Origin of the sequence: Rhizobium sp. PvP014, assembly GCF_017876855.1 — a bacterium.
Taxonomy (GTDB): domain Bacteria; phylum Pseudomonadota; class Alphaproteobacteria; order Rhizobiales; family Rhizobiaceae; genus Neorhizobium; species Neorhizobium soli.
This window is the reverse complement of sequence record NZ_JAGIOT010000001.1, coordinates 75666-100537: the sequence shown is the minus strand read 5'-3', so window position 1 is coordinate 100537 and position 24872 is coordinate 75666. Positions and strand designations below refer to the sequence as shown.

Here is a 24872-nt window from a genome sequence, read left to right as displayed (position 1 = left end):
ACAGCATGGACGATCTTCAGACGGCGCGCGTCATCATAGGCAGCTACACGGAATCGATGCCGCATGTGGAGGGAAAGGGAAAAGGCGTCAGCCTGCTTTCCCTTGATCTAAAAACAGCGCGATTCGAAGAGGTCGCGGCGTTTGAAGCGATTCGCAACCCCACCTATCTGGCGCAAGGGCAGGATGGACGCGTCCTCTACGCCGTCGAGGAAGTCGACGACGAGGCGCAGGCGGGCGTGGTTGTGCTGCAGATCGACGGGGACGGCGGTCTAAAATTGGCGAAGCGAGTTTCGGCAAGAGGTTCTGCGCCCTGTCATGTCACGCTCGACAGGTCAGGGGAGCGCCTGTTCGTTGCCAATTACGGCAGCGGAAGTGCGGTCGCTTACGGTCTTGATCATCAGGGTCTTCCTAATGACGACGAGGTCATGGTGATCCAGCGGACAGGATCCGGCCCCGTCACCGACAGGCAGGAAGGCCCGCATGTGCACCAGGTTTTGGTCATGCCTGGCGATCGGCATGTTCTCGTTTGCGATCTCGGGACCGACGAGATCGCCAGATATGCATTCGGCGATCAGGGAATAGGCTCAGAGCCGGATGTCGTGCTGCACGTGTCCGGCGGTTCGCTTCCACGCCATATCGTCTGCTCGCAGGATGGCCGCCGGCTCTACGTCGCGCATGAGGCCGCCTGCACCGTCGGCTCCTATGCCATCGAGGGAGACAATTTCACGCTCCTGTCAGAAACCAGCACAGTGCCGGCCGATTTTGCCGGCACGTCGTCCTGCGCGGCGATCAAAATTCATCCGAATGGCAGGTTTCTTTATGTCTCCAACCGCGGCCACGACACGATCGTCGCCTGTGAAATTTTGGCCGATGGCGGGTTGAGAACCCTCGGCTGGTATCCCACCATGGGCAGAATCCCGCGGGATTTCGCCATCGATCCCACCGGTCGCTATCTCATCGTCGCCAACCAGGACAGCCACTCGCTGGTGTTCTTTGAGATCAATGGGGAACACGGAACGCTGACTACCATCGGCGAGCCGTTCGAGATCGGCAGTCCCGTCTGCGTCCTGTTCGCCTGACGTCTAGACCGGCTGCAAACGACCGAAATAGGCGACGAGGGCGAGCACTCCGAGGCTAAGCCCGATTTCCGTGACCGTCGCGCAGACGAGGCTTCGATACATCAGCGAGCTGCGGTCGAGCAGCCGCACGAAGACGTAACGGTTGACGATCGCCAGCGCGACCATGGTTGCAACGATCAAGATCTTGGCCGAAAGCAGCAGCTGATAGGGCAAGGACCAGTTAAGCGGCAGGCCGCCGACGATGAGCCATGTGCTGAACAGCCCTGTTACGATCACAAGTGCCACGGCAACATGACCTGCCCGGGAAAAGCCGATCAAAGCGGTCGTGGCATCGTGTCGAGTCGACTGGTCCCTGAGCGCGGGGAGAAGCAGAGCGACCGGTAACAGCGCCCCGAACCAGAACCCGCCCGAGAGAAGGTGCAGCAGATCGTTCGCCCGGTGCAGCAGGCGCAACGGTCCATCGTGGATAGCGGCGTGTCCGGAGATCGGAAGGCTGGCGAGAGCGACCATAGCCGCCAGCGCCGTCGGCAGGATTTTCGAGCGCGAGGAGGGCGTAAGGGCCGCGAACAACAGGCCTGCAGCAATCGCCTGCACTATCCAGACGGTGCCGATACTGGTCTGGGTTATGACCGTCCACAGTATACCGAGATCCGCCGCATCCTGCCAGCCGTCGCCGAGAAGGGCGGCGCTGAGCGGCAGAGATGCAACCGTCGCACCCGCTATCACAAGCACCGACAGGCCGCGGATCGGTGTGAGCTTCGCCCACACCGATTGCCGTAGACCGTCCGGCACAAAACCGGCGATATAGGTTGCGGCGCCCCAGAGGAACAGGGCGCCTGCGTAGAAGCCGAAACGGCAGACTACAATGAGGGTCTCAGCCGTTGTCACGGCTTCACGGTGAACGTGTAAGTGCCGTTGGTCTTGTGGCCATCGACCGAAAGCACATTCCATCTGACCGTATATGTGCCGGGCTTGAGCGGCCCGGTGACCGGCGCAGTCAGCGTCTTGTCAGCGTCTTTCAGCACGCCTTTGCCGATCTCGATCTCCTTGCCGTCGGGGCCGAGAAGGTGAAGCTTGCTGAACGGCAGGTTCAGGGCTTCGGAAAATGCCAGGTCCAGTTCTTCCGGCGATGCAACGGATGCCTTGTCGGTTGGGGTCGTTGATTTGACGCTGGCATGGGCAGCAGCCTGGCCAGCGGCGGCAACAAAAGCCGCGAGTGCAAGCGAAGCGATGAGTGTGTTACGCATGTGTTTTCCTTTAAGCGAAGGCGCGTTTGAGCGGCGGAACGAAGCGGACGACGATCTGGTCGAAGGCGATCATCGCGACGATCGCAATCCCGCTCATCGGAAACGCGATGGCAAAAACCAGCGTGATCAGCCACAGACCGAAATAGACGGAACGGCTCGGCGGCATCGGCGGGACGCCAAGGCGGCCGGATGGACGGCGTTTCCACCACATGACGACAGCGGTGACGCAGGTAAAGACGATTGCAAGGCAGGTGGCGAGCATCAGCATCTGGTTAAACCGACCCCATTCCTGGCCCATATGAACATTGACACCCCACGCGACAGCCTTTCCAGGCGCCGGATAGAGCGGATAACCCATGTCGACCAGCGGTGTTCCGGAATACTGATCAATATGGATCGTCCTTTCCTTCGAAAGGTCGTCAGGAAAGATGGAGGCGGTATAGACGCCCGTTTCCGTGCGGGGGATCGCCGTATCGAAACCCGGGGCTATGCCCAGATCCTTCGCGATCGCGACGGCCTTTCCGAGGCCTATCGGTTCGCCGGTCAGCGTACCCGACATCGGCACCGGCGCCTTTTCGACGCTCCAGCCGCTATTGGGCGCGACATCGCCCGTCACCTTCTTCGACACCGGCACGTTGTCCCAAAGCTCTGCGGGATAGCCGAGGCCCTTGTTGGTGAGCCAGGCCTGGACATTGCTGCCCCAGGTGTTCGACCAGAACATGCCTGTGGCGGCGAGAAAGAAGATCAGCAACCCTCCGAAAGCGCCGGTGACCGCGTGCATGTCGCGCCAGAACACCCGCCGCGAAGGATTTCCGCGCACCGTCACCACACCGCCGGTCTGTCGCCGCGGCCACCAGAGATAGATCCCGGTCGCGACCAGAACCATGGCAAAGCCGCCGGCGATCTCTGTCAGGATGTTGGGAAATGTACCGAAATAGGCGAGGCTGTGGATGCTTCTGACCACCTGATTGAACTCTTCGGCGGACGCGACCGTATCCAGCACGTCGCCATCGTAGGGATTGACGAAGACGAGCGTGGAGCCGGCTTTGGACGACACGGTGACTATGGCGCTCCGTGTTGCCGAAGCAGGGTCCTTGTAAGAGCGCGCCACCGAACCCGGGACGGCGGATGCGGCGACTTCGACGATCCGGTCCGGCGAAAGCGGCGAACCGGCGGCTTCCACCTGGTAGCGATATGCAAAAAACGTATCGTTGATTTCGTCCTTGAACAGGTAGAGCCCACCGGTGATGGCTAGGTTGAGCATGAAGGGAATGGCGAGAAGACCCGCAAAGAAATGCCAGCGCCATAGGGCGCGGTAAAGCGAAACGCTCGAGGCGTCGCTTTCCGCGGGTGAGGCGGAAGTTAAGATGGTCATTCGGTATCATCCTGATGGCAGGCGGGGCTGTGCCGATCTGCAACATTGAACAAGCCGCGGGCAAAAGCCGCAGCGGAGGCTCAAATGATCATCAGGCGAAGGGGGGTGCTCGGGGACCGGTATTCGGCGGATATAACTGGCGGGTGATCTCGCCCGCCGGGAACGGATACTTGGCCAGTTCTTGGGCGAGGAATACCCGTTCTGCGTGGATCGGCGCGGGTGGCACCATGGCCGCGGCGCTTATGCGGCAGGCTTCGCAGTCGGTCTTGGCGAATTGGCTATGGTGGTGTTGTCCGTCCCGGTCAGGCCGATCGCTGTTTGACGTGACGCAGAGCGTCGGCAGCGTGCCGTCCGGCAGCACATACTCGGCATAGTCAGCCGGATCGAAACCGGTGGCTGCAAGGGCAGGCGGCTGATGCGAGAGGCCGAGAACAACAAGCGCGATGGCGCATAGAATGCGCACCGCCCATTGTTCCGATTTGCCGACCAGCCTTCCCATCGCGTCCTCGTGCACGGGGTTCGATCTTTCGATAGCACACCCCGGCGCAAGTACAATGCGGCATACTGTCCGCGTGATGACGAACGGGATCAGGTCAGATCGCCACCTGCTCTCCCAATTCCACGACACGGTTGGGTGGGAGCTTGAAATAGGCGGATGGGTCGATCGCGAAATCGGCCAGTGCCATGTAGATCTGCTCCTGCCAGGCCGGCAACCCGGTATTCGGTGTGCTGACCAGGTTCCGCCGTCCCAGATAGAACGAGGTCTGCATGATCTCGAACTTGAAGCCCGCCTTCCGACAGAGCGTCAGCGCTCTGGTGACATTTGGCTCGTCCATGTAGCCGAAGGTGATGTCGAGGCGGATAAAACGTTTGGAAATGCGTTTCATTTCCACCCGTTCGCGATCGGGAACGTAGGGCTTGTCCTGCGTCCAGATCGTCAGGATGACGTTTTGTTCGTGCAGGACATGATTGTGCTTGATGTTGTGCAGCAGGACTGCCGGCGTCCGGTTGGGAACGCTGGTGAGGAAGATTGCAGTGCCGGGAACCACGACCGGCGAATGATCGGATTCCTTTTCGATCATCGGAATGAAGACTTCCAGCGGGATGTCGTTCCTGGCGGTCTTGTCCTTGATGTATTTCGAACCCTTCGTCCACGTCCACATCAGGATCATGATAAAGAAGGCGAGCGCCACGGGCACCCAGCCGCCGTCGTGGATTTTGAGAAGGTTTGCGGCAAGGAACACCGCTTCGATCAACAGCAGCGGCAGCAGAAGTGCGCCGGCGATGAGGGCCGAGTATCCGCGCACCGCCCGCAAGAACTGGAACGACATCAGCGTTGTCACGACCATCGCGCCCGTGACCGAGATACCGTAGGCGGTTGCCAGCGATTCCGAATCGCCGAAGGAGAAGATCAGCACCAGGACGCCGATGAACAGAATCATGTTCACGGCCGGAACATAGATCTGGCCGGTATTGGTTTCCGAGGTGAACTTGATCATCAAACGCGGCAGGAAGCCGAGATGCACGGCCTGGCGCGCAAGCGAAAACGCGCCCGTAATGACAGCCTGGCTGGCGATGACGGTTGCCATCGTCGCCAGAATGACCATCGGCAGCAGCGCCCAGTCCGGATAAAGCAGGTAGAACGGGTTCTCGATGGCGGCCGGGTTGCTCAGGACCAACGCGCCCTGCCCAAGGTAATTCAATGCCAGCGCGGGAAACACGAGGATGAACCAGGCGACACTGATTGGCTTGCGACCGAAATGGCCGAGATCGGCGTAAAGGGCTTCCGCGCCCGTCACGGTCAGAAATACCGCGCCGAGCACGATGAGACCCGCCCAGCCGGCATGGGTGATAAACCAGAGCGCATTGATAGGGTTGAGGGCTTCGAGGATGGTCCAATCGTCGCCGATATGGATCATGCCACCCCATGCCATCGCCAGAAACCAGACGACCGTGATCGGGCCGAAGAATTTGGCAACTGCTTCGGTGCCCTTGGACTGGATCGCAAACAGGCCGACCATGATCGCGGCTGAGAGCGGCAAGACATAGTCGGAGAAGGCGGGCGTCACGAGCTTCATACCTTCAAGCGCCGACATGACCGACAGTGCGGGTGTGATCATTGCATCGCCGATGAACAGAGCCGAACCGATCAGGCCTGCAAAGAACAGGACAGGCATGTAGCCGCCTGTCTTCTTCATCAACAGGGCAAGCAGCGACAGCGTGCCGCCTTCTCCGTCATTATCGGCGCGAAGCAGGAACAGGACGTATTTGAACGTGACGATGATCGTCAGTGTCCAAACCATCAGAGAGATCAGTCCGATGACATGTTCGGGCTGGACGCCATTCTCTGAAAATGGTCGCAGAGCCTCCCGGAACGCGTAGAGCGGACTGGTGCCAATATCACCGTAGACGACGCCGATCGAGCCCAAGAGCAGGACAAGAAATTTCCGGTGGCCTGCGGCTTTGTCGGCCGAACCGGCGGTCGAGGATGTCATGCGGACTCCAGTCTGAGGGTTTTCCAACCGAACGAGCTCGAACGGTTTACTGCCGGAATAGACGCGTAAACACGTGTTGAACGAATTCGATCCACGCATTCCTATTTCATCTGAAGTCGCAGGTCGATATCCTTCAGCAGGCCGTCATTCGCGTGGTCACAGAAAAGCAGGGCGGAGTGATCCGCCCTGCTGGTAGAGGTCCGAAAGGTGTCTCGGAACCGGTTGTTCTTGTCGTCTATTCTTCGCGCTGGCCGGTGAAATTGAGCAGCAGCTGGAAGATGTTGACGAAGTTCAGGTAGAGTGACAGCGCGCCCATCACGGCCATTTTCTGCTGGCTTTCCTGATCGTAGTTTTCTGCATACTGCTGCTTGATGTTCTGGGTATCCCAAGCAGTCAGGCCGACGAATACGACGATACCGATCACCGATACGGCAAACTGCAGGGCGCTGGAGCCGAGGAAGATGTTGACGATCGAAGCGATCATCACACCGATCAGACCCATGATCATGAACGAGCCGAACTTGGCGAGGTCACGCTTGGTGACGTAGCCGTAAAGGCTGGTCGCGCCGAACATGGTGGCGGCGATAAAGAAGGTGCGGGCGATGCTTGCGCCGGTAAATACAAGGAATACCGAAGCAAGGGACAGACCCATGACGGCGCAGAACGCCCAGAAGGTCATCTGCGCAGAGGCGGCCGACATGGACTGAATCTTGAACGAGAAGAAGAACACGAAGGCGAGCGGCGCCAGCATCACCACCCACTTCAGCGGGCTGGAGAAGATCGGCACGTAAAGCGCCGGCGTGGTGCCGACGATGAAGGCGACGATACCGGTGATGACGAGGCCAAGCCCCATGTAATTGTAGATGCGCAGCATGTGCTGGCGAAGGCCTTCATCGAAGACTGCGCCGGATTGTGCTGTCGTGGCGCCCCAGCGCCGGTCGTTTTCATACATTCGGAATCTCCTGTTGATCAGTAAAGGGAATTCTTGAGAAGCTCGGCCTCGTCTGCGAGGCCGATATCGGTCGTGCTCGACACCACGGCGTAAGCCACGTCGCCGATCTGCCACCAGGCCGCTTCGGCCTTCGGCATATTCATGTCCTTGATCGGCTCGACCGCGAAATGGCCAGGTCGCACCGCATAGAGCGATACTCTGACGCCATCGGCCGTGCGCATACTTGCCTCGACGCTTGGGCCGTAGTCCGAAGGGAAGATCTGCACGTCGGTTACCTGCCAGCCCTTGGGCAGTTCTGGCATGACGATTGCCGTTGCGGCGCGGATGTCCTCCCGGTCGTAGGTCCTTGCTTCCGGCTGGGATGGCATTTTTTCGCGAACGAGCGACGTCTCGTGCGCCCGCACCGCGTTTTCGATCAGTGCCGGCGGCTGGACCGAAGCATTGACTTCGCTTGGACCAAACGGACCGATCGAGGAATTGGCAAACCATCCTGCCGAAACAAGCATGGCAATCGCCGCGACGCGTCTGAGAGCGGTAAAAGTACGCCGGCTTTCAAGGCTCGCGGAAAGTCGTCTCGCCGCCTCGCGGGTCTCCGTCCTGCCATGCACGGCGTCATCGGTGAGAGCGAGCTTCAGCGTCGTCCGCATTCCGAGATCTGCCATGACGCGTGCGGCGTCTTCCGGGTGGCTGGACAGGTAGTTCTCGACACGCAGGCGTCCCGCCGCGTCGAGCTGGTTGTCCACGTAGGCGTCGAGGTCATTCAGGACGACCGTTCCGGTCTCATTCATCTTTGCCTCCTACGATTTTCAGGTGGCCGCTACGCCCTTTGTCATCTTCCATGCTGCGCAGCCGAGCACGGGCCCTCGATATCCGCGACATCAGCGTGCCGACTGGAATACCCAACGTGTCGGCGGCTTCCTGATAGGACAGGTCTTCCACCGCAACGAGGTGCAACGCTTCGCGCTGATCCTCCGGCAAGGTCATGAAAGCCTCGCGAACCTGCTGCAGGCGAACCGAATGTTCCTGCGCTGCCGGATAGGACGGCTCGGTTGCGGTCGAGCCATCATCGGCAAACAGGTCGTCGCGGCGACGACGGGCAAGGGCGCTGCGGCGACCGTCCAGATGCGTGTTGTGGACGATCGAGAGCAGCCAGTTCCGCAGATTTCCACCCGAGTGGAAGGTTGAACGCTTCTCATACGCTTTGACCAGCGCGTCATGCACCAGGTCTTCGGCGTCGACAGAGTTGCGCGCAAGCGAGCGTGCGTAGCGTCTCAACGCGGCAAGCTGTGCGATCACGTCGAATGAGCGTTTGTTCCGGTCCATACCTGCTTATACGAACGCCGGCCGGATTTTATTCCATTAGTCAGAAATTATTTTCGTGATTTTTTGCCCTTCAAAGACGCAGGGCAAACCCTCGTTTTGACGGCCAAGGTAGGTATGCGTCCGGTGCATGTCTGCCCTGACAATTCCTGCCTAGAAAATGAGCGGGTTTAGCGTATCTTCCATCTTGTCGAAACGATTTACCTCCTCCCAAATCGTCAGACACGCAGAACCCTCCCTCCTCCTCCCAGAGGTTTCTGCAGCAGAGCACCGGCACTCCTCCTCCCAGCCGTTGCTCTCGTGTTTTGAAGAGCCTGCCGCACCTCCTCCCGCGGCGGGCTCTTTTCGTTTTCACCCTATGGCAACGTCCTCAGGCGACCTCCTTCGTAAAGGCTGTTGCCTGCGCGCGGCTTTTGTCTCAAAGTGAAAGAAAACGAAAGCACGGGGACGAGATGCATCTGACGGACAGGCAGGCAAGGATCGTCGAGGTGGCGAGGATGACCGGGCGGGTCCTGGTGGAGGATCTGGCCACTCAGTTCTCCGTCACGCCGCAGACGATCCGCAAGGACTTGAATGATCTCTGTGAGGCGGACGTCCTCAACCGCATCCATGGTGGAGCCACGTTTCCGCGCAGCATCGAGAACATGCGCTATGAAGCGCGCCGCCAGATCGCTGCCGTCGAGAAGCAGGCGATCGGCGAGGCTGCGGCAGCCCTCATTCCGGACGGAGCGTCCCTGTTCATCAACATCGGGACCACGACGGAGGCCGTCGGTGAAGCGCTGGCCGCCCACAAGGACCTTATGGTCATTACAAATAATATCAACGTTGCCAACAGGTTGAGAGTAGTCGACGATATCGAGGTCGTCATTGCCGGGGGTGTCGTTCGCCAGTCTGATGGCGGCATCGTCGGCGAGGCGGCCGTCGACTTTATCCGGCAGTTCAAGGTTGACTATGCGGTCATCGGTGCGTCGGCCATCGACCACGACGGCGCTCTGCTCGACTACGATTTTCGCGAAGTGAAAGTGGCGCAGGCGATCATTGCCAACGCCCGGCATGTGATCCTCGTGGCCGACTCGACAAAATTCGAACGAACGGCGCCGGTTCGTATCGCCCAGATCTCCCAGGTTCATACGTTCATCACCGACGCCTGCCAGTCCGAACTGATCCGTGATCTTTGCCATCAGACGAATGTTGCGCTGATCGAAACAGCCACCTCGGATGCTGCAACGCACGCGTCTTCTTTCGTTTGACATTCGAGATATTTTCACTCTAATGGGGTTAGCTTTCGATTTGCCGCTGCCGGCATGTCGAGCCGGGCTCTGTGAGGGGACAGGGCTTAGCGAGGGGATAATGAGTCAGGCAATTCACGACGTCTTTGTGATCGGTGGAGGGATCAACGGTTGCGGTATCGCGCGCGATGCTGTGGGTCGCGGCTATTCGGTCGCCTTGGCAGAAATGAACGATTTTGCCTCAGGCACGTCGTCAGGCGCCACCAAGCTTATCCATGGGGGGCTGCGCTATCTCGAGCATTATGAATTTCGGCTGGTGCGCGAGTCTCTTATGGAGCGCGAAGTGCTGTGGGCAATGGCACCACATATCATCTGGCCGATGCGCTTCGTTCTCCCCTATCACAAGGGTGGCGTCCGACCCTCCTGGCTGATCCGGCTGGGGTTGTTTCTCTACGATCACCTGGGTGGCCGCAAGCTCCTGCCGCCGACGGCAACGCTTGATATGCGCAAAGATCCGGCCGGAAAGCCTTTGAAATCAGTGTTTACGAAGGCCTTCGAATACTCCGATGGCTGGGTGGACGACGCGCGGATGGTGGTGCTGAACGCCCGTGACGCTGCCGACAAGGGTGCCCTGATCCTTCCGCGCACGAAAGTCGTTTCGGCGCGGCGCGAAGAAGGCATTTGGACGATTGTTACCCGAAGCACGGTCACCGGCTCCAGTCAGACCCACAAGTCTCGTATGCTGGTCAATGCCGCCGGCCCGTGGGTGGACCAGGTGATCCGCTCCGCCTTCGGCGAAAACGAAGCGCACCATGTCCGGCTGGTTCAGGGCAGCCATATCGTCGTCAAGAAGAAGTTCGACGACCCGCGCGCCTATTTCTTCCAGAACCCGGATAACCGGATCATTTTTGCTATCCCCTACGAAGAGGATTTCACGCTGATCGGCACGACCGATCGCGACTTCAAGGAGGATCCGAAGGACGTTCGGATCTCCGAAGAGGAAACCAACTATCTCTGCAAGGCGGCGAGCGAGTATTTCAAGGAGCCGGTGCGCAAGGAAGATATCGTCTGGACCTACTCGGCTGTCCGACCGCTGTTCGACGACGGCGCCTCGAAAGCGCAGGAGGCAACCCGCGACTATGTGTTGAAGCTGGATACGGTCGGCCTCGGGGAGGGCGGAGCGCCGCTTCTCAATGTGTTCGGTGGCAAGCTCACCACTTATCGACGGCTTTCGGAACATGCGGTCGAAAAGATCGGCGAAGCCATCGGCGTCAAAGGCAAGCCCTGGACCGCTGACAGCCACCTCCCGGGTGGCGATTTCCCTGCCCGCGGCTACGAAAGCGAAGTCGCTGGGCTGAAGGCGCGATATCCCTTCCTGACCGATCGCCATGCGCGTAGGCTGGTCCGCCGTTACGGTACGAGGGCCGCCACATTGCTCGGCAACGCTGCTCGAGCAGAGGATCTTGGGCATAATTTCGGAGGCGAACTCTATGAGGTGGAGGTTCGCTATCTTGCCGATCAGGAATGGGCGTTAAGCGCCGAGGACGTGCTTTGGAGGAGAACCAAGGACGGGCTACGGCTCGACGCTGACGAGAAGAGGGTTTTGGAGGAGTACATGGCCGCAATACCGGAAAGGATCGCCGGATAAGCGGCATGTGTTCCCGCTGTGAGGAGGCAGGGGAACAAGCATGTTGGAATTGCGAAAAGCTGCGAAAATGGTGGCGGGCGAATATCATATTCACCCGAGCGACCTTACGCTCGAGCGTGGCAGTCTGAATGTGCTGCTCGGCCCGACGCTTTCGGGCAAGACATCGCTGATGCGGCTGATGGCTGGATTGGACCGGCCGACGGAGGGTGCTGTCTATTTCGATGGAATAGACGTGACCGGCATGCCGGTACAAAAGCGCAATATCGCGATGGTGTACCAGCAGTTCATCAACTATCCGCTCCTGACCGTCTATGAAAACATTGCCTCGCCGATGCGCATTTCCGGCAAGGACAAGGCGACCGTCGACCGCGAGGTGCGCAAGGCTGCGGAACTCTTGCGGTTGACGCCCTATCTCGACCGTACGCCGCTGCATCTCTCCGGCGGCCAGCAGCAGCGCACCGCCCTTGCCCGCGCCCTGGTCAAGAACGCCAGCCTCGTGCTGATGGACGAGCCACTCGCCAACCTCGATTACAAGCTGCGTGAAGAACTGCGGGAAGAGCTTCCCAAGATCTTTGCCCAGTCCGGCGCAATCTTTGTCTATGCGACGACCGAACCTTCGGAAGCGCTGATGCTGGGCGGCAATACGGCAACCCTTTCCGAGGGCCGCATCACCCAGTTCGGGCCGACGATCGACATTTATAGAAGGCCGGCGGATCTGACGACCGCGAAGACCTTTGCCGATCCGCCGCTGAATTTCATCGAGGTGGTCAAGTCGGGTGGCGGGCTCCGCCACCGCGAAGGCGACGTTCTTCCCTTGCCTGCGCATCTCGGAACCATACCGGATGGTCCTCTGACGGTTGCGTTTCATCCACATCATCTGGGCTTCACGCAGCAGACCGAGAATTCGGCCCGCCTTGCCGCCCGCACGCAGATCTCGGAAATCACCGGTTCGGAAAGCTTCGTGCATCTTGAATATGAAGGCGTGAAATGGGTCATGCTGGCGCCCGGCATTCACAACATTGATCCAGATACCGGCATCGAAGTCTTTCTCGATACCCGACATCTGATGGCGTTCGGCAGCGATGGCCGGGCAATCGCTGCGGCTGCGGCTTAGGGGGAAACATCATGGCACGCATCACCCTCGACCATATCCGCCACGCCTACGGCGCCAACCCTGTCGCCGACAGCGACTATGCGCTTCGCGAAGTTCATCACGAATGGAACGACGGTGGCGCCTACGCGCTGCTTGGCCCCTCCGGCTGCGGCAAGACCACGCTGCTGAACATCATCTCCGGTCTGCTGCAGCCGTCGCACGGACGCATCCTGTTTGATGGAAACGACGTGACGGAAGTCTCGACACAGGGTCGCAACATCGCGCAGGTGTTCCAGTTCCCGGTCATCTACGACACGATGACGGTCTACGACAATCTGGCCTTCCCGCTGCGAAACCGCAAAGTACCCGAGGCCGAAGTCGACAAGCGCGTTCGCGACATGCTGGGGATCATCGATCTTGCCGATTGGGCCGACCGCAAGGCGCGGGGCCTGACCGCCGACCAGAAGCAGAAGATCTCGCTTGGCCGCGGCCTTGTGCGCAACGACGTCAACGCGATCCTGTTTGATGAACCGCTGACCGTGATCGATCCCCATATGAAGTGGGTTCTGCGTTCGCAGTTGAAGCGCATCCACAAGCAGTTTGGCTTTACCATGGTCTATGTCACCCACGACCAGACCGAAGCCCTGACCTTCGCAGACAAGGTCGTCGTGATGTACGATGGCGAGATCGTGCAGATCGGCACCCCTGCGGAACTGTTCGAGAAGCCCAGCCATACATTCGTCGGCTATTTCATCGGCTCGCCCGGCATGAACGTCCTGCCGGCGCAGCTGAATGAGGGGTCTGTCGTGGTCGGCAGTCAGCGGATGGACCTCAATGTGCCGCCGAAGACGAAGCTGGGCGACCGGATCGAACTCGGCATCCGTCCGGAGTTCATCCATCTCGGCCGCGAGGGAATGCCGGTGAAGATCAGCCGGATCGAGGATATTGGCCGCCGCCGCATCGTTCGTGCCGAATTCGAGGGAAAGCCGCTTGCGATCGTCGCCGACGAGAATACGGAAATTCCGGCGGAAGCCCGCGTGAGCTTTGATCCTGCAGGTATCAATATCTACGCCAATTCCTGGCGCGTCGGCGGGGAGGCGTGAACGGCATGGAAAAGACCTATAACAACAAGGCCTGGTTCTTCGTTCTTCCGGTGCTGCTGCTGGTACTGTTTTCAGCGGCGATACCGTTGATGACCGTTGTGAACTACTCGGTGCAGGACACGTTCGGCAACAACGAATTCTTCTGGGCAGGCACTGGCTGGTTTACCGAAATCCTGAATTCGGATCGGTTCTGGGCGGCGTTGCAGCGCAACCTGCTGTTCTCTGTCATCATTCTTGCGCTGGAAATTCCGCTCGGCATCTTCATCGCGCTGAACATGCCGAAAAAGGGTCTAGGCGTCCCGGTCTGCCTCGTTTTGATGGCGCTGCCGCTGCTGATCCCGTGGAACGTGGTCGGCACCATCTGGCAGGTGTTTGGTCGCGTCGATATCGGCCTTCTCGGCCGCACGCTCGCAATCCTCGGCATCGACTACAACTATGTCCGCGATCCGATCGATGCCTGGGTCACCGTCATCGTGATGGATGTCTGGCACTGGACGAGCCTTGTCGTGCTCCTCTGCTATGCCGGTCTCGTGTCGATCCCGGATGCCTACTATCAGGCTGCGAAAATCGATGGCGCGTCGCGCTGGTCGGTGTTCCGCTTTATCCAGTTGCCGAAGATGAAGCGGGTGCTGCTGATTGCCGTGCTCCTGCGCTTCATGGATAGTTTCATGATTTATACCGAACCCTTCGTCGTCACCGGCGGCGGGCCCGGCAACTCGACAACCTTCCTGTCGATCGATCTCGTCAAGATGGCGGTCGGGCAGTTCGACCTCGGGCCGGCCGCGGCGATGTCGATCATCTACTTCCTCATCATCCTGCTGATGTCGTGGATCTTCTACACGGTCATGACCAGCAGCGACAAAGACGCGTGAGGAGGACGGTTACAATGGCTCAAGTCAACACATTCAAGCCGGCGCGCAGCTACTCCTGGCTCGTCTCGACGATCTACATCATCTTCCTGCTGCTGCCGATCTACTGGCTGGTCAATATGAGCTTCAAGGAGAATGCCGAGATCACCGGTACCTTCTCCCTCTTCCCGCATAACCCGACGCTTCGGAATTACACGGTGATCTTCACCGATCCGTCCTGGTACAACGGCTATATCAACTCGATTATCTATGTGGGTCTGAACACGCTGATCTCGGTGGCGGCGGCACTTCCCGCGGCCTACGCCTTCTCGCGCTACCGGTTTCTCGGCGACAAGCACCTGTTCTTCTGGCTGCTGACCAACCGGATGGCGCCACCTGCGGTCTTTGCGCTGCCATTCTTCCAGCTCTATTCCGCCTTCGGACTGATCGACACGCATATCTCCGTTGCACTCGCCCACTGCCTGTTCAACGTCCCGCTGGCCGTCTGGATTCTCGAAGGCTTCATGTCCGGCGTGCCAAAGGAAATCGACGAAACAGCTTATATCGACGGCTATTCCTTCCCGCGCTTTTTCGTGAAGATCTTCATGCCGTTGATCGCGTCCGGCATCGGCGTCGCGGCCTTCTTCTGCTTCATGTTTTCGTGGGTCGAACTGCTGCTTGCCCGCACGCTGACGACCACTGCCGCCAAGCCGATCTCGGCCATCATGACCCGCACCGTTTCGGCGTCCGGCATGGACTGGGGCGTTCTGGCAGCCGCCGGCGTGCTGACGATCGTGCCGGGCGCGCTCGTGATCTACTTTGTCCGCAACTACATCGCCAAGGGCTTTGCCCTGGGTCGGGTCTAGAGGGAGAACGCACATGAGTTTTTCATGGATGGCCTGGACGCTGCCGACGACGCTTTTCTTCGTGACCATCTTCGCCTTGATTGCAGCGATGGGCATCTGGGAGTATTTTTCTCCGGGGGGAGCGCCACGGGTTGGGATCCTGCGCTTCGAGACAACGCGGGGGGACCGGCTCTTCATTTCGCTGCTTGGTGCAGCATTCATCAATCTCGCATGGTTGGGGCTGATCGGCCCCAATCTGTGGTGGGCTCTTGCCCTCGCTGTGGTCTACGCCGTCGGCGTTTTCCGCTTCGTCTGAAGGCAAGTTTGATACGGCGCGCGGGAGGACTGGCGCCGAAACGAAATCGCAATCGCAACTCTGGGAGGACATTATGCGACGGCATCTCTTGACAACGACAGCAGGCATATTGCTGGCACTGGCAGGCACGGCTCACGCCGGCATGAACGAGGCGAAGCAGTTCCTTGACAAGGAAATCAAGGACCTTTCTTCCCTCTCGCGCGCCGAGCAGGAAAAGGAGCTGCAATGGTTCATCGATGCGGCGAAGCCCTTCTCCGGTCTCGACATCAAGGTCGTTTCCGAAACGCTGACCACGCATGAATACGAATCGAAAGTGCTGGCGCCAGCCTTCACGGCGATCACCGGCATCAAGATCACCCACGACCTGATCGGCGAAGGCGATGTCGTCGAGAAGCTGCAGACGCAGATGCAGTCGGGCGAGAACATCTATGACGCCTATGTCAACGATAGCGACCTGATCGGCACGCATTGGCGTTACCAGCAGGCCCGTTCCCTGACGGACTTCATGGCGAAGGAAGGTAAGGACGTTACCAATCCCGGCCTCGATCTCGACGACTTCATCGGCCTGAAGTTCACCACCGCGCCCGACAAGAAGCTCTACCAGCTTCCGGACCAGCAGTTCGCCAACCTTTACTGGTTCAGGTACGACTGGTTCAACGACGCCAAGAACAAGGCTGATTTCAAGGCCAAATACGGCTACGACCTCGGTGTTCCCGTCAACTGGTCCGCTTACGAAGACATCGCGGAATTCTTCACCGGCCGTGATATCGGCGGAAAGAAGGTCTTCGGTCACATGGACTACGGCAAGAAGGACCCGTCGCTCGGCTGGCGCTTCACCGATGCGTGGCTTTCGATGGCTGGCAACGGCGACAAGGGTCTACCGAACGGTCTGCCGGTCGACGAATGGGGTATCAAGGTCAACGAAAAGTCACAGCCGGTCGGCTCCTGCGTCGCGCGCGGCGGTGACACCAATGGTCCTGCCTCCGTCTATTCGATCCAGAAATATCTCGACTGGATGAAGGCCTATGCACCGCCAGCTGCCCAGGGCATGAACTTCTCGGAATCCGGTCCTGTCCCCGCGGGCGGCGAAATCGCTCAGCAGATGTTCATGTACACGGCCTTCACCGCCGATATGGTGAAGCCAGGCCTGCCTGTCATGAACGAGGACGGCACGCCGAAATGGCGTTTCGCGCCAAGCCCCCACGGCGTTTACTGGAAAGACGGCATGAAGCTTGGCTATCAGGACGTCGGTTCCTGGACGCTGATGAAGTCCACGCCCGATGACCGCGCAAAGGCGGCCTGGCTCTACGCCCAGTTCGTCACGTCCAAGACCGTCGACCTGAAGAAGAGCCATGTGGGCCTGACGCTGATCCGCGAAAGCTCGATCCGCCATCAGAGCTTTACCGATCGCGCACCGAAACTCGGCGGCCTGATCGAGTTCTACCGCTCGCCGGCGCGTGTTCAATGGTCGCCGACCGGCACCAACGTTCCTGATTATCCGAAGCTCGCACAGCTTTGGTGGCAGGCGATCGGGGATGCTGCATCGGGTGCCAAGACGCCACAGTTGGCAATGGACTCGCTTTGCGCCGAGCAGGAAAAGGTGCTCCAGCGTCTGGAACGCGCTGGCGTCCAGAAGGACATGGGTCCCAAGCTCGCAGAAGAGCATGACCTGGCCTACTGGAACAAGGATGCGGTGGCCAAGGGCAATCTGGCTCCGCAGCTGAAGATCGAGAACGAAAAGGAAAAGCCGATCACCGTCAACTACGACGACCTGGTGAAGAGCTGGGCTGACGCAAAGAAGTGATCTGACCGATCAAGGCTCCCGAAGGGGAAGCGGCGGCAAGAGACGACCGCGCCGAACATCATCGGCGCGGTCGTTTCGCGTTCGTCACTGTTGCGGACACACGGCAGAGCCTCCCAACCTGCCTTGATCCGGTCCTATGCCTTTTTCAGCTTGGCATCGACACTGAGCGGTCCGGCTCCGGACGTGACGAAATACAGGAACACGAAGCAGAGCACGGCAGCAGCCATTCCGCCGTTTTCGGGCGGGAAAATGCTTTTGGGAAAGTGGCTGATGAAGTAAGCCGCGGCCATCAGTCCGGACAGGAGGAATGCCGCTATCCGTGTCTGGAAACCGACCAGGAAGAGGAAGCCGCAGACAAGCTCAAAGAGACCCGCGATCCAGGGCAACGAGCCCGTGGGCGGCATGAAGGTACCGGCGTGGAAATGAAAGATTTTCGCCATGCCGAAGGAGAAGATGACGAGGCCGACGGCAATACGCAGGATGCTGAGAAGAACAGGCTGGTAAGCCTGGATTTTGTTGACCATTGGGAAGCTCCGTTAAATGTCGATGCTCTTCTGACATCGACCAAACGAAGGTCAACTGCACGTCTTCGTGAAACAGTTATGGAATGCGCGAGACCTCTAGAGCGCCGAAGCGTCTTCTCAAATGGTGACCGCGTTGACGATCATCAAAACGGGGACACAGCCCAAGGCAATTGCCCCAATCCAGGCCATCAGTATCTTTATGAAATACCGCTGCTGCATAAAGATCTCGTTGTATTCGTGAAGCATTAAGCACCCCTACGCCGTTGAAGGGAATGAACCACCTCTTCAAAAGCGAGTCGAGTGCAGCCTTGCAACAGACTGAATCAGACGTATACGCGGACCACTTCCTCCAACGATAAAGTCAATTCACTGCAGGTTGAGAGGCAGTTGAATCCCCTTGGGAACATGCGGCTTGCGAAGATTGGCAATCTCGATCCGTCCATAGATCTCCTTGCGTTCCTTGTCATGACGTTCCCTGAGCGCCTTCGACTGAGCCACGAGGGCAAGAGCACGGGCGACGACCTCTTCAGTTCTCTGCATGGCGTTCTCCTCAATGTTCTTCCTTTGTTCTCATTTTCGCTGAAGGTTGTCAACAGTATTTTCTTCCCGTGCCTAGGCTGGCGGTTTCGGCGCATCTGCTGTGCATGTCTGCAGGTGTCAATTTCTGAACGAACTGATATGCCTCATCTCAGTCGGGCCTGATGGTTCGGACCACAACATGGTTTTTCGGAAGGGAAACGGAATGCAGATCGGAATGATAGGCCTCGGCCGTATGGGCGCCAATATGGTGCGACGGCTCCTGCGTGATGGCCATGAATGTGTGGTATTCGATGTCAGTCAGGCCAATGTCGAGGCTCTGGAGCGGGAAGGGGCCGTGGGCGCCACCTCGCTGGAAGATATGGTCGCCAAGCTCGCGAAACCGGCCACCGTTTGGCTGATGCTGCCTGCAGCGATCACCGACCAGACGATCGAGAAGCTCTCGGGTGTCATGTCGGCGGGCGACGTGCTGATCGACGGCGGAAACTCCAACTACCAGGACGATATCGATCGCGCAGGGCGTCTTTCGGGCATCGGCCTCGACTATATCGATGTCGGCACGAGCGGTGGCGTCTGGGGTCTGGAACGCGGCTATTGCCTGATGATCGGCGGACCGGATGAAGCGGTGAAGCGCCTCGATCCGATCTTCCTGTCGCTCTCCCCGGGAGCCGGCAAGGAAGCACAGCGGACCTCGGAACTTGGCTATATCCATTGCGGCCCAGCAGGATCAGGTCACTTCGTGAAGATGGTCCACAACGGCATCGAATACGGTATGATGGCGGCCTATGCCGAAGGCCTCAACCTGATGAAGTCTGCCAATATCGGCAAGGTGGCACGTAGCGCCGATGCGGAAACCAGCCCGCTCGCCAATCCGCACTACTATCACTACGATCTGGACGTGGCTGAAATCACCGAAGTCTGGCGTCACGGCAGCGTCGTTTCGTCGTGGCTGCTCGATCTTCTTGCCGGCTCTCTGCACAACGATCCGACGCTTGACGCCTTCAGTGGTCGAGTTTCGGATTCCGGCGAGGGACGGTGGATGATGAAGGCCGGTATCGATACCGGCGTGCCGCTTCCGGTCCTGTCGTCCGCTCTCTTCCAGCGCTTCTCGTCGCAGGGTCACGAGCAGTATTCGAACCAGGTTCTGTCGGCACTTCGGGCAGCCTTCGGCGGTCATTCGGAAAAGAAATAAGCTGGGTTATATCACATACGAAATCCGGCACCCCTGGGGTGCCGGATTTATTTTGAAAGCTCGATAGACCTCGCTAGTCCCTACTCGACAGTCTTGGCCTCGTAGAACGCCTTCGCATCGGTGAGGAATGCCGCCCGCGAAGCTGGGTTGGTATAGAACATGTGGCCGCCGCTATAGGTCTTCAGTTCCGCCCGGCCGGCTGCCAACTGTGTCGGCAGATGATCGATCACGTAGCGGCTCACACCATAGGGTGTCAGCGCGTCGCTATGGCCATGCACGACCAGCAGGCGGAAGGACGGGGTGACCGACAGCAGGTCGCGGATGTCAGTTGAAGCGCTGGCAAGCGCGCGAGCATCGCCGCCCCGGCTGCCATTCCATTCCCACCGGCGGTTCACATCCTCGTTCAAAAGCGAGTAGGTCATGTCGCTCGAAAATTTCAGCTCGCCTGTCGCATAGGAGGCGAAGGCTGCACTGTAGGCGCGGGTGTAGCCCTCCAGAATGGGATCGTCGTTGCGCCCGTACGCGTCCTCGGGATAGGCGTCCGGCACGGCGTAAGATGCATCATAGGGGCTGACGACCCGGCCCGGTCCAGCCATTTGCTTTGCGTAGACATCGCCGACCAAGCCTCGCGTTCTGGCAACGACCTCTTTGGGGATGCCCGTGAAGCCAGCAACCTTTCCATAAAACGCCTCGGCTTCTTCGCCCACAGGCGCAGCGCCCGCCACGGTCGGAAGATAGTCGCGCAACGCAAAGCGTTCGGCCTCGGCGAGCTTTTCAGGAGTGAAGCTTTTGGTCCGCTCCATCTCGGCTGCCGCAAGCGAGGGCAGTTGCAGTGCGGCGCTCAGCGGATCGTCGGAATTTGCGAGGAACCGGCCTTCGATAAACGGCGAGAGCATGATGATGCCGGAGGGGATGATGCCCTGGCTATTCTTCATCGCGATCGCGACTTTCGCCGCGCGGAACCCGCCATAGCTTTCGCCGACCAGATATTTTGGTGCATTCAGCCGGTCGTTCTTCTGGACGTAGAGCGAGATCACCTTGGCAAGGCTGTCGGCATCCTGATTTACGCCGTAGAAATTCTTGGCAACATCGTCGCTGGCGGCGCGGCTCCATCCGGTGCCGGCGGGATCGATCATGACAAGATCGGTAAATGCCAGCCAGCTTTGCGGATTGTCCCTGATCTGCGGTGTAGTTCCGTCGTTGCCGTTCTTGCCGAATTCGATGATCCGCGGGCCCAGCAGCCCGAGATGCAGATAGGCCGATGCGGCACCCGGGCCGCCGTTGAAGGCGAATGTGAGCGGACGACCCGGCGTGCGATCCTTGGCGATATAGGCCGTGTAGAAGATCTTGGCCGTTCGATTGCCGTCCTGGCCGAACAGGTCAAGCGTCCCGGCGGTCGCTGTATAGGGCAGATCGGCGCTGCCCTCGGTTTTGAGAACGTGCTCGGTCGTGCTGTCATCGGGGATAAGCCCGAATATGCCGGGGGGCTGTTGCGCCACGGCTGGGGCGCAAAGCGCAAGAAGCACCAGGATGGATGCAAGGATCCGGTAAAGACGCAAAGCTGTTTCCTCCGTGACGGCTATGTCAGTTATGTAGGGCGGCAAGACCCATCCGGGAAACTCAATTCCGCTTGAGGCTCAAGTCAGCCCGCCAGTCGTCCGCCCTGCAGAGGCCTTGGCGCACCTGTCGTCGTCGGAAAGCTGATCGGCAGACCGCGTAGCACGCGTACGGCGAGGAATGCGAACAGTTCCGCCTCGACGGCATCGCCCCGCCAGCCGAACTCGTCCGCGGACATGGCCTCGACGCCGGCGCGCTGTTTTAGCATCGCCATGATCGTCGGGTTGCGACGTCCGCCACCGGCAACGATCAGTCGCTTCGGACGTCTCGGCAAAAGGTCGAGCGCCTTGCCGACCGTCGATGCGGTGAAGGCCGAAAGTGTAGCCGCGCCGTCTTCGGGCGAAAGCCCGTCGGCCATTGCCGCGGTAAACGAATAGCGGTCGAGCGATTTCGGGTAGGGCGCCGTCATGTACGGATGCTGAAGCAGGCGGGCCAGGCGCTCCTCATCGACCTTGCCCGAAGCACCAAGCGCTCCGTCCCGGTCCATCTCGCCAAGCCCGAGCGATTTGATGAAATCGTTGAGCGGGGCGTTGGCCGGGCCGGTATCAAAGGCGATCACCAGATCCTCGCCATCCCACCAGCTGATATTGCCGACACCGCCGAGGTTGAGAACGGCGCTATCTCCCGATCGATCGACGCCACGCAGCAGCGCCGCGTGATAGACCGCGGCAAGCGGTGCGCCCTGACCACCGGCGCGAACGTCCGCGGTTCTGAAATCATAGGCGACCTTGCAGCCCAGGATCGACGCCATCAATTCGCCATCACCGAGCTGCCGCGTGTCGCCGAGGCGTTCCCGGGTCGGTGCACGGTGGAGAACGGTCTGGCCGTGAAAGCCGACAATGTCGATATCGGCCATCGTCATGCCGGCAATCTCGACAAGATCCTGCACTGCGCGTGATTGCGCCCGCGTCAATGCCTCCTCGGCCACGGCGAAGATCGCGGGCTCCGGTCCTTCGAATTCCCAGACGCGCGCTTGGGCGAGCGTTTCCTCGAGAAGAGAGCGGATCTCGGGCGGATAGGGCGCCAACGTATAGGCGCCTGCTGTCTCCACCGTTTCGCCGTCGGTCTTCAAGAGTGCGACGTCGATATTGCCGTCGAGGACGGTCCCGGTCATCAGGCCGACGGCCCAGATTGGCTCCATTGGAGATCCCCCTCAAGTTCAAGCGACGCAATCACCCGGGAGTAACAGAGACCGCCATCGCCCTCAACGTCCGAAGCGGAATTCCTCCAGCGTCCCCGCCTTCATCTCGATCGAGAAGCCGGGCATTTTCGGCGGCATATAGGCGGCGTTCTCGATGACGCAGGGTTCGAGGAAATGCTCGTGCAGGTGATCGACATACTCGATGACGCGGCCTTCCATCGTGCCGGACACCGCAACGTAGTCGATCATCGAGAGATGCTGGACATATTCGCAAAGGCCGACGCCGCCGGCATGCGGCCAGACCGGGAGGCCATATTTGGCGGCAATCAATAGGACGGAAAGCACCTCGTTCAGCCCGCCCATGCGGCAGCTGTCGATCTGTACGATATCGATCGCGCCCTCGGCGATGAACTGCTTGAACATGATGCGGTTCTGGCACATCTCGCCGGTTGCGACCTTCACCGGCCCGATCGCCTGGCGGATCTTGCGGTGACCGGCAATATCATCCGGGCTGGTCGGCTCCTCGATGAAGAAGGGCTTGGAGAAGGCGAGCTTGTTGACCCAGTCGATCGCTTGATCGACCTCCCAGACCTGGTTGGCATCGATCATCAGGTAACGGTCGGGGCCGATCACCTCGCGCGCGATGGTCAGGCGGCGAATGTCGTCTTCCAGGTCGCGTCCGACCTTCATCTTGATATGATCGAAACCGGCATCGATCGCTTCCTGGCAAAGCCTGCGCAGCTTCTCGTCATCATAGCCGAGCCAGCCGGCGGAGGTCGTGTAGCAGGGGTAGCCCTTGCTTTCGAGATTGGCGATCCGTTCCGGCTTCCCTGCCTCGGCTTTTCTGAGAATGGCAAGAGCCTCGTCGCGTGTGAGGACGTCGGTCAGATAGCGATAGTCGATGATATCGGCGATCTCTTCCGGCGACATGTCCGCCACCAGCCGCCACACCGGCTTGCCTTCTTCCTTGGCGAGCAGGTCCCAGAAGGCGTTGACGACGGCGCCGGTCGCAAGATGCATGGCGCCCTTGTCCGGGCCGATCCAGCGCAACTGGCTGTCGCCGGTCAGGTGTCGCCAAAATTCCCCCGGATTGGCCTTCATCACCTCCGTATCGGCGCCGATGACGAGATGGCGCATCGCCTCGATCGCCATGCAGCAGATGTCGTTGCCGCGGCCGATCGTGAAGGTGAGGCCATGACCCTCAAGCGCTGGATCGTCGGTTTCGAGGATCACGTAGGCTGCCGAATAATCCGGATCCGGGTTCATGGCATCGGAACCGTCGAGGCTCTGCGAGGTCGGAAAGCGCAGGTCGACAACCCGCATATCGATAACTTTGGCCATAGCTATTCCTTCCGCTGATCGGCGGTTCAAGATGATCGGGTTGTGCGCCGTAAACGACGGCAGAGGATTGAAAGGCTCAGATGGTCCAGCCGCCGTCGATGGCGAAGGCCTGTCCGCTCGTATAGGTGGCCGTGGCAATATAGACGGCGAGATCGGCGATCTCTTCCGGCGATCCAAGACGGCCCATCGGCTGGCGGGCGATGAAGGCGGCACGGGCGGTCTCATAATCGCCCTGGGCGCGCATGCGGTCCTGCAGCGACGGGCTTTCCACCGTACCCGGGCAGATCGCATTGCAGCGGATGCCTTGCGTCACGTAGTCGGCCGCGACCGATTTGGTCAGTCCGATCACAGCCGCCTTGGTCACGCCATAGGCGAAGCGGTTCGGCACGCCCTTCACGCTGGACGCGACGGAGGCCATGTTGATGATGGCGCCATCCTTGCGCTCCAGCATGCCCGGCAGCACGGCACGGATCGTGCGGATCATGGCGCGCACGTTGAGGTCGAAGGCAAAATCGAGATCGCTATCCGGCATCTCCAGCACCGAACCGGCGTGCACGACGCCTGCGCAGTTGAAGAGCACATCGACCTGACCGATATCAGAGACGCAGGCCTTGACGGCATCCTCGTTCAGCACGTCGAGCTTCGCCGTTGTCAGGTTGTCGACCTTCGGCAACTCGGAAAGCGCTGTCTCGTTGATATCGGTGGCATGAACCTTCGCACCTGCGGCGAGGAAGGCAAGCGCACTGGCGCGGCCGATTCCCTGACCCGCCGCGGTGATCAGAACTGTCTTGCCATTCAGACTTGCCATCGATTTCAACTCTCCCGTTTGCGCGTCAATCATGATGGAAAACCTCTTCCATCATCGCCCACCATTCGCTCTCGGCCCTCGTTTCCAAAGGCTTCTGGCAGGGAGTGGTAAAGGCCCACCATTCCTGGTTCTTCTCGTCGGCCGCCATCCGCGCCATGTCGGCTGCGAAATCGGTGCCGTGATATTCCCATGTGCCGAACAGGAGGTTTTCCGGTTCGCGCAGGAAGATCGTATAGTTCCTGATGTTGCAGCGGGAAATCAAGTCGAGGATTTCCGGCCATACCGCCGCGTGCAGTTCCCGATACTTTGCAAGCATCTCCGGCTGCACGCCGATCATCATTCCCATGCGCTGCATGAC

General features: G+C 59.6%; 25 protein-coding genes. 10 read left to right on the top strand and 15 right to left on the bottom strand.

Annotation, left to right across the window (positions count from 1 at the left end; all coding sequences use genetic code 11):
* Positions 1–5: 5 nt before the first annotated feature.
* On the top strand, positions 6–1079 hold the full coding sequence (locus J3A65_RS00475) for a lactonase family protein (RefSeq protein WP_209898389.1): 1074 nt from the start codon (positions 6–8) through the stop codon (positions 1077–1079).
* Positions 1080–1082: 3 nt separating this feature from the next.
* On the opposite strand, the gene copD is transcribed toward J3A65_RS00475, so the two are convergent.
* The 8 genes from copD to J3A65_RS00435 all read right to left on the bottom strand — a co-directional run bounded on the left by copD (position 1083) and on the right by J3A65_RS00435 (position 8471).
* Positions 1083–1967: a copper homeostasis membrane protein CopD gene (gene copD, locus J3A65_RS00470; RefSeq protein WP_348635240.1), complete on the bottom strand. Its 885-nt coding sequence runs from the start codon at positions 1965–1967 to the stop codon at positions 1083–1085.
* Entirely contained in the window at positions 1964–2326 is a 363-nt protein-coding gene (copC, locus tag J3A65_RS00465; protein ID WP_113110071.1) for a copper homeostasis periplasmic binding protein CopC, read from the bottom strand. The genes copD and copC overlap by 4 nt, the downstream gene beginning before the upstream one ends.
* A gap of 10 nt (positions 2327–2336) precedes the next feature.
* Positions 2337–3701, bottom strand: a complete 1365-nt coding sequence (locus tag J3A65_RS00460; RefSeq protein WP_209898383.1) for a PepSY domain-containing protein — start codon at positions 3699–3701, stop codon at positions 2337–2339.
* Between the two features lie 91 nt (positions 3702–3792).
* Complete coding sequence (locus J3A65_RS00455; RefSeq protein ID WP_209898380.1) at positions 3793–4200, bottom strand: hypothetical protein; 408 nt, start codon at positions 4198–4200, stop codon at positions 3793–3795.
* Between the two features lie 94 nt (positions 4201–4294).
* Positions 4295–6196 (bottom strand): potassium transporter Kup, encoded by a 1902-nt coding sequence (locus tag J3A65_RS00450; RefSeq protein WP_062458874.1) that lies wholly within the window; start codon positions 6194–6196, stop codon positions 4295–4297.
* 235 nt (positions 6197–6431) lie between these two features.
* Complete coding sequence (locus tag J3A65_RS00445) at positions 6432–7148, bottom strand: Bax inhibitor-1/YccA family protein (protein WP_062458877.1); 717 nt, start codon at positions 7146–7148, stop codon at positions 6432–6434.
* A gap of 17 nt (positions 7149–7165) precedes the next feature.
* Positions 7166–7936, bottom strand: coding sequence for an anti-sigma factor (locus tag J3A65_RS00440; protein ID WP_062576492.1), 771 nt, complete (start codon positions 7934–7936; stop codon positions 7166–7168).
* Positions 7929–8471 (bottom strand): sigma-70 family RNA polymerase sigma factor, encoded by a 543-nt coding sequence (locus tag J3A65_RS00435; protein ID WP_209898377.1) that lies wholly within the window; start codon positions 8469–8471, stop codon positions 7929–7931. The genes J3A65_RS00440 and J3A65_RS00435 overlap by 8 nt, the downstream gene beginning before the upstream one ends.
* 449 nt (positions 8472–8920) lie before the next feature.
* Here J3A65_RS00435 and J3A65_RS00430 point away from each other — a divergent pair, with 449 nt between their 5' ends.
* From J3A65_RS00430 to J3A65_RS00395, 8 genes are all read left to right on the top strand, one after another.
* Positions 8921–9718 carry a DeoR/GlpR family DNA-binding transcription regulator gene (locus J3A65_RS00430; protein WP_209898374.1) on the top strand — a complete coding sequence of 266 codons (798 nt, stop codon included), beginning with the start codon at positions 8921–8923 and terminating at the stop codon, positions 9716–9718.
* 100 nt (positions 9719–9818) lie between these two features.
* Positions 9819–11345 carry a glycerol-3-phosphate dehydrogenase gene (gene glpD, locus J3A65_RS00425; protein WP_209898371.1) on the top strand — a complete coding sequence of 509 codons (1527 nt, stop codon included), beginning with the start codon at positions 9819–9821 and terminating at the stop codon, positions 11343–11345.
* Positions 11346–11385: 40 nt separating this feature from the next.
* A complete protein-coding gene (locus J3A65_RS00420) occupies positions 11386–12459 on the top strand; it encodes an ABC transporter ATP-binding protein (RefSeq protein ID WP_209898368.1) in 1074 nt (357 codons plus the stop codon).
* An 11-nt stretch (positions 12460–12470) separates the two neighbouring features.
* Complete coding sequence (locus J3A65_RS00415; RefSeq protein WP_209898365.1) at positions 12471–13541, top strand: ABC transporter ATP-binding protein; 1071 nt, start codon at positions 12471–12473, stop codon at positions 13539–13541.
* A 5-nt stretch (positions 13542–13546) separates the two neighbouring features.
* Positions 13547–14413 carry a sugar ABC transporter permease gene (locus J3A65_RS00410; protein ID WP_062576486.1) on the top strand — a complete coding sequence of 289 codons (867 nt, stop codon included), beginning with the start codon at positions 13547–13549 and terminating at the stop codon, positions 14411–14413.
* A gap of 14 nt (positions 14414–14427) precedes the next feature.
* Entirely contained in the window at positions 14428–15255 is an 828-nt protein-coding gene (locus J3A65_RS00405) for a carbohydrate ABC transporter permease (protein WP_209898362.1), read from the top strand.
* A gap of 13 nt (positions 15256–15268) precedes the next feature.
* Positions 15269–15550: a DUF2160 domain-containing protein gene (locus J3A65_RS00400; protein WP_062458904.1), complete on the top strand. Its 282-nt coding sequence runs from the start codon at positions 15269–15271 to the stop codon at positions 15548–15550.
* Between the two features lie 73 nt (positions 15551–15623).
* The gene (locus tag J3A65_RS00395) at positions 15624–17354 is read left to right on the top strand and encodes an ABC transporter substrate-binding protein (RefSeq protein ID WP_113165103.1); all 1731 of its coding nucleotides are present in this window, start codon (positions 15624–15626) and stop codon (positions 17352–17354) included.
* Between the two features lie 134 nt (positions 17355–17488).
* Here the strand turns inward: J3A65_RS00395 and J3A65_RS00390 are convergent, their stop codons facing one another.
* Positions 17489–17878 carry a DoxX family protein gene (locus J3A65_RS00390; protein ID WP_209898359.1) on the bottom strand — a complete coding sequence of 130 codons (390 nt, stop codon included), beginning with the start codon at positions 17876–17878 and terminating at the stop codon, positions 17489–17491.
* Positions 17879–18244: 366 nt separating this feature from the next.
* Positions 18245–18418 (bottom strand): hypothetical protein, encoded by a 174-nt coding sequence (locus J3A65_RS00385; RefSeq protein ID WP_165699857.1) that lies wholly within the window; start codon positions 18416–18418, stop codon positions 18245–18247.
* Positions 18419–18620: 202 nt separating this feature from the next.
* Between J3A65_RS00385 and gnd the strand changes: the two genes are divergently transcribed.
* Positions 18621–19607 (top strand): phosphogluconate dehydrogenase (NAD(+)-dependent, decarboxylating), encoded by a 987-nt coding sequence (gene gnd / locus J3A65_RS00380; protein ID WP_062458911.1) that lies wholly within the window; start codon positions 18621–18623, stop codon positions 19605–19607.
* A gap of 80 nt (positions 19608–19687) precedes the next feature.
* Here the strand turns inward: gnd and J3A65_RS00375 are convergent, their stop codons facing one another.
* From J3A65_RS00375 to J3A65_RS00355, 5 genes are all read right to left on the bottom strand, one after another.
* Complete coding sequence (locus tag J3A65_RS00375; RefSeq protein ID WP_348635244.1) at positions 19688–21133, bottom strand: carboxypeptidase; 1446 nt, start codon at positions 21131–21133, stop codon at positions 19688–19690.
* Between the two features lie 116 nt (positions 21134–21249).
* Positions 21250–22365 (bottom strand): anhydro-N-acetylmuramic acid kinase, encoded by a 1116-nt coding sequence (locus J3A65_RS00370; RefSeq protein WP_209898356.1) that lies wholly within the window; start codon positions 22363–22365, stop codon positions 21250–21252.
* Positions 22366–22428: 63 nt separating this feature from the next.
* Positions 22429–23706 (bottom strand): L-fuconate dehydratase, encoded by a 1278-nt coding sequence (locus tag J3A65_RS00365; RefSeq protein ID WP_209898353.1) that lies wholly within the window; start codon positions 23704–23706, stop codon positions 22429–22431.
* Positions 23707–23782: 76 nt separating this feature from the next.
* The gene (locus tag J3A65_RS00360; RefSeq protein WP_209898350.1) at positions 23783–24514 is read right to left on the bottom strand and encodes an SDR family oxidoreductase; all 732 of its coding nucleotides are present in this window, start codon (positions 24512–24514) and stop codon (positions 23783–23785) included.
* Between the two features lie 25 nt (positions 24515–24539).
* On the bottom strand, positions 24540–24869 hold the full coding sequence (locus J3A65_RS00355) for an L-rhamnose mutarotase (protein WP_209898324.1): 330 nt from the start codon (positions 24867–24869) through the stop codon (positions 24540–24542).
* Positions 24870–24872 lie beyond the last annotated feature (3 nt).

What these genes read in the sequence shown, in the direction of transcription:
- J3A65_RS00435 (WP_209898377.1), bottom strand. Translation starts at nt 8,471, where the DNA reads ATGGACCGGAACAAACGCTCATTCGACGTGATCGCACAGCTTGCCGCG.
- J3A65_RS00395 (WP_113165103.1), top strand. Translation starts at nt 15,624, where the DNA reads ATGCGACGGCATCTCTTGACAACGACAGCAGGCATATTGCTGGCACTG.
- glpD (WP_209898371.1), top strand. Translation starts at nt 9,819, where the DNA reads ATGAGTCAGGCAATTCACGACGTCTTTGTGATCGGTGGAGGGATCAAC.
- J3A65_RS00450 (WP_062458874.1), bottom strand. Translation starts at nt 6,196, where the DNA reads ATGACATCCTCGACCGCCGGTTCGGCCGACAAAGCCGCAGGCCACCGG.
- J3A65_RS00390 (WP_209898359.1), bottom strand. Translation starts at nt 17,878, where the DNA reads ATGGTCAACAAAATCCAGGCTTACCAGCCTGTTCTTCTCAGCATCCTG.
- J3A65_RS00370 (WP_209898356.1), bottom strand. Translation starts at nt 22,365, where the DNA reads ATGGAGCCAATCTGGGCCGTCGGCCTGATGACCGGGACCGTCCTCGAC.
- J3A65_RS00455 (WP_209898380.1), bottom strand. Translation starts at nt 4,200, where the DNA reads ATGGGAAGGCTGGTCGGCAAATCGGAACAATGGGCGGTGCGCATTCTA.
- J3A65_RS00420 (WP_209898368.1), top strand. Translation starts at nt 11,386, where the DNA reads ATGTTGGAATTGCGAAAAGCTGCGAAAATGGTGGCGGGCGAATATCAT.
- J3A65_RS00355 (WP_209898324.1), bottom strand. Translation starts at nt 24,869, where the DNA reads ATGCAGCGCATGGGAATGATGATCGGCGTGCAGCCGGAGATGCTTGCA.
- J3A65_RS00415 (WP_209898365.1), top strand. Translation starts at nt 12,471, where the DNA reads ATGGCACGCATCACCCTCGACCATATCCGCCACGCCTACGGCGCCAAC.
- J3A65_RS00440 (WP_062576492.1), bottom strand. Translation starts at nt 7,936, where the DNA reads ATGAATGAGACCGGAACGGTCGTCCTGAATGACCTCGACGCCTACGTG.
- copC (WP_113110071.1), bottom strand. Translation starts at nt 2,326, where the DNA reads ATGCGTAACACACTCATCGCTTCGCTTGCACTCGCGGCTTTTGTTGCC.
- gnd (WP_062458911.1), top strand. Translation starts at nt 18,621, where the DNA reads ATGCAGATCGGAATGATAGGCCTCGGCCGTATGGGCGCCAATATGGTG.
- J3A65_RS00460 (WP_209898383.1), bottom strand. Translation starts at nt 3,701, where the DNA reads ATGACCATCTTAACTTCCGCCTCACCCGCGGAAAGCGACGCCTCGAGC.
- J3A65_RS00445 (WP_062458877.1), bottom strand. Translation starts at nt 7,148, where the DNA reads ATGTATGAAAACGACCGGCGCTGGGGCGCCACGACAGCACAATCCGGC.
- J3A65_RS00475 (WP_209898389.1), top strand. Translation starts at nt 6, where the DNA reads ATGGACGATCTTCAGACGGCGCGCGTCATCATAGGCAGCTACACGGAA.
- J3A65_RS00360 (WP_209898350.1), bottom strand. Translation starts at nt 24,514, where the DNA reads ATGGCAAGTCTGAATGGCAAGACAGTTCTGATCACCGCGGCGGGTCAG.
- J3A65_RS00400 (WP_062458904.1), top strand. Translation starts at nt 15,269, where the DNA reads ATGAGTTTTTCATGGATGGCCTGGACGCTGCCGACGACGCTTTTCTTC.
- J3A65_RS00385 (WP_165699857.1), bottom strand. Translation starts at nt 18,418, where the DNA reads ATGCAGAGAACTGAAGAGGTCGTCGCCCGTGCTCTTGCCCTCGTGGCT.
- J3A65_RS00410 (WP_062576486.1), top strand. Translation starts at nt 13,547, where the DNA reads ATGGAAAAGACCTATAACAACAAGGCCTGGTTCTTCGTTCTTCCGGTG.
- J3A65_RS00430 (WP_209898374.1), top strand. Translation starts at nt 8,921, where the DNA reads ATGCATCTGACGGACAGGCAGGCAAGGATCGTCGAGGTGGCGAGGATG.
- J3A65_RS00365 (WP_209898353.1), bottom strand. Translation starts at nt 23,706, where the DNA reads ATGGCCAAAGTTATCGATATGCGGGTTGTCGACCTGCGCTTTCCGACC.
- J3A65_RS00405 (WP_209898362.1), top strand. Translation starts at nt 14,428, where the DNA reads ATGGCTCAAGTCAACACATTCAAGCCGGCGCGCAGCTACTCCTGGCTC.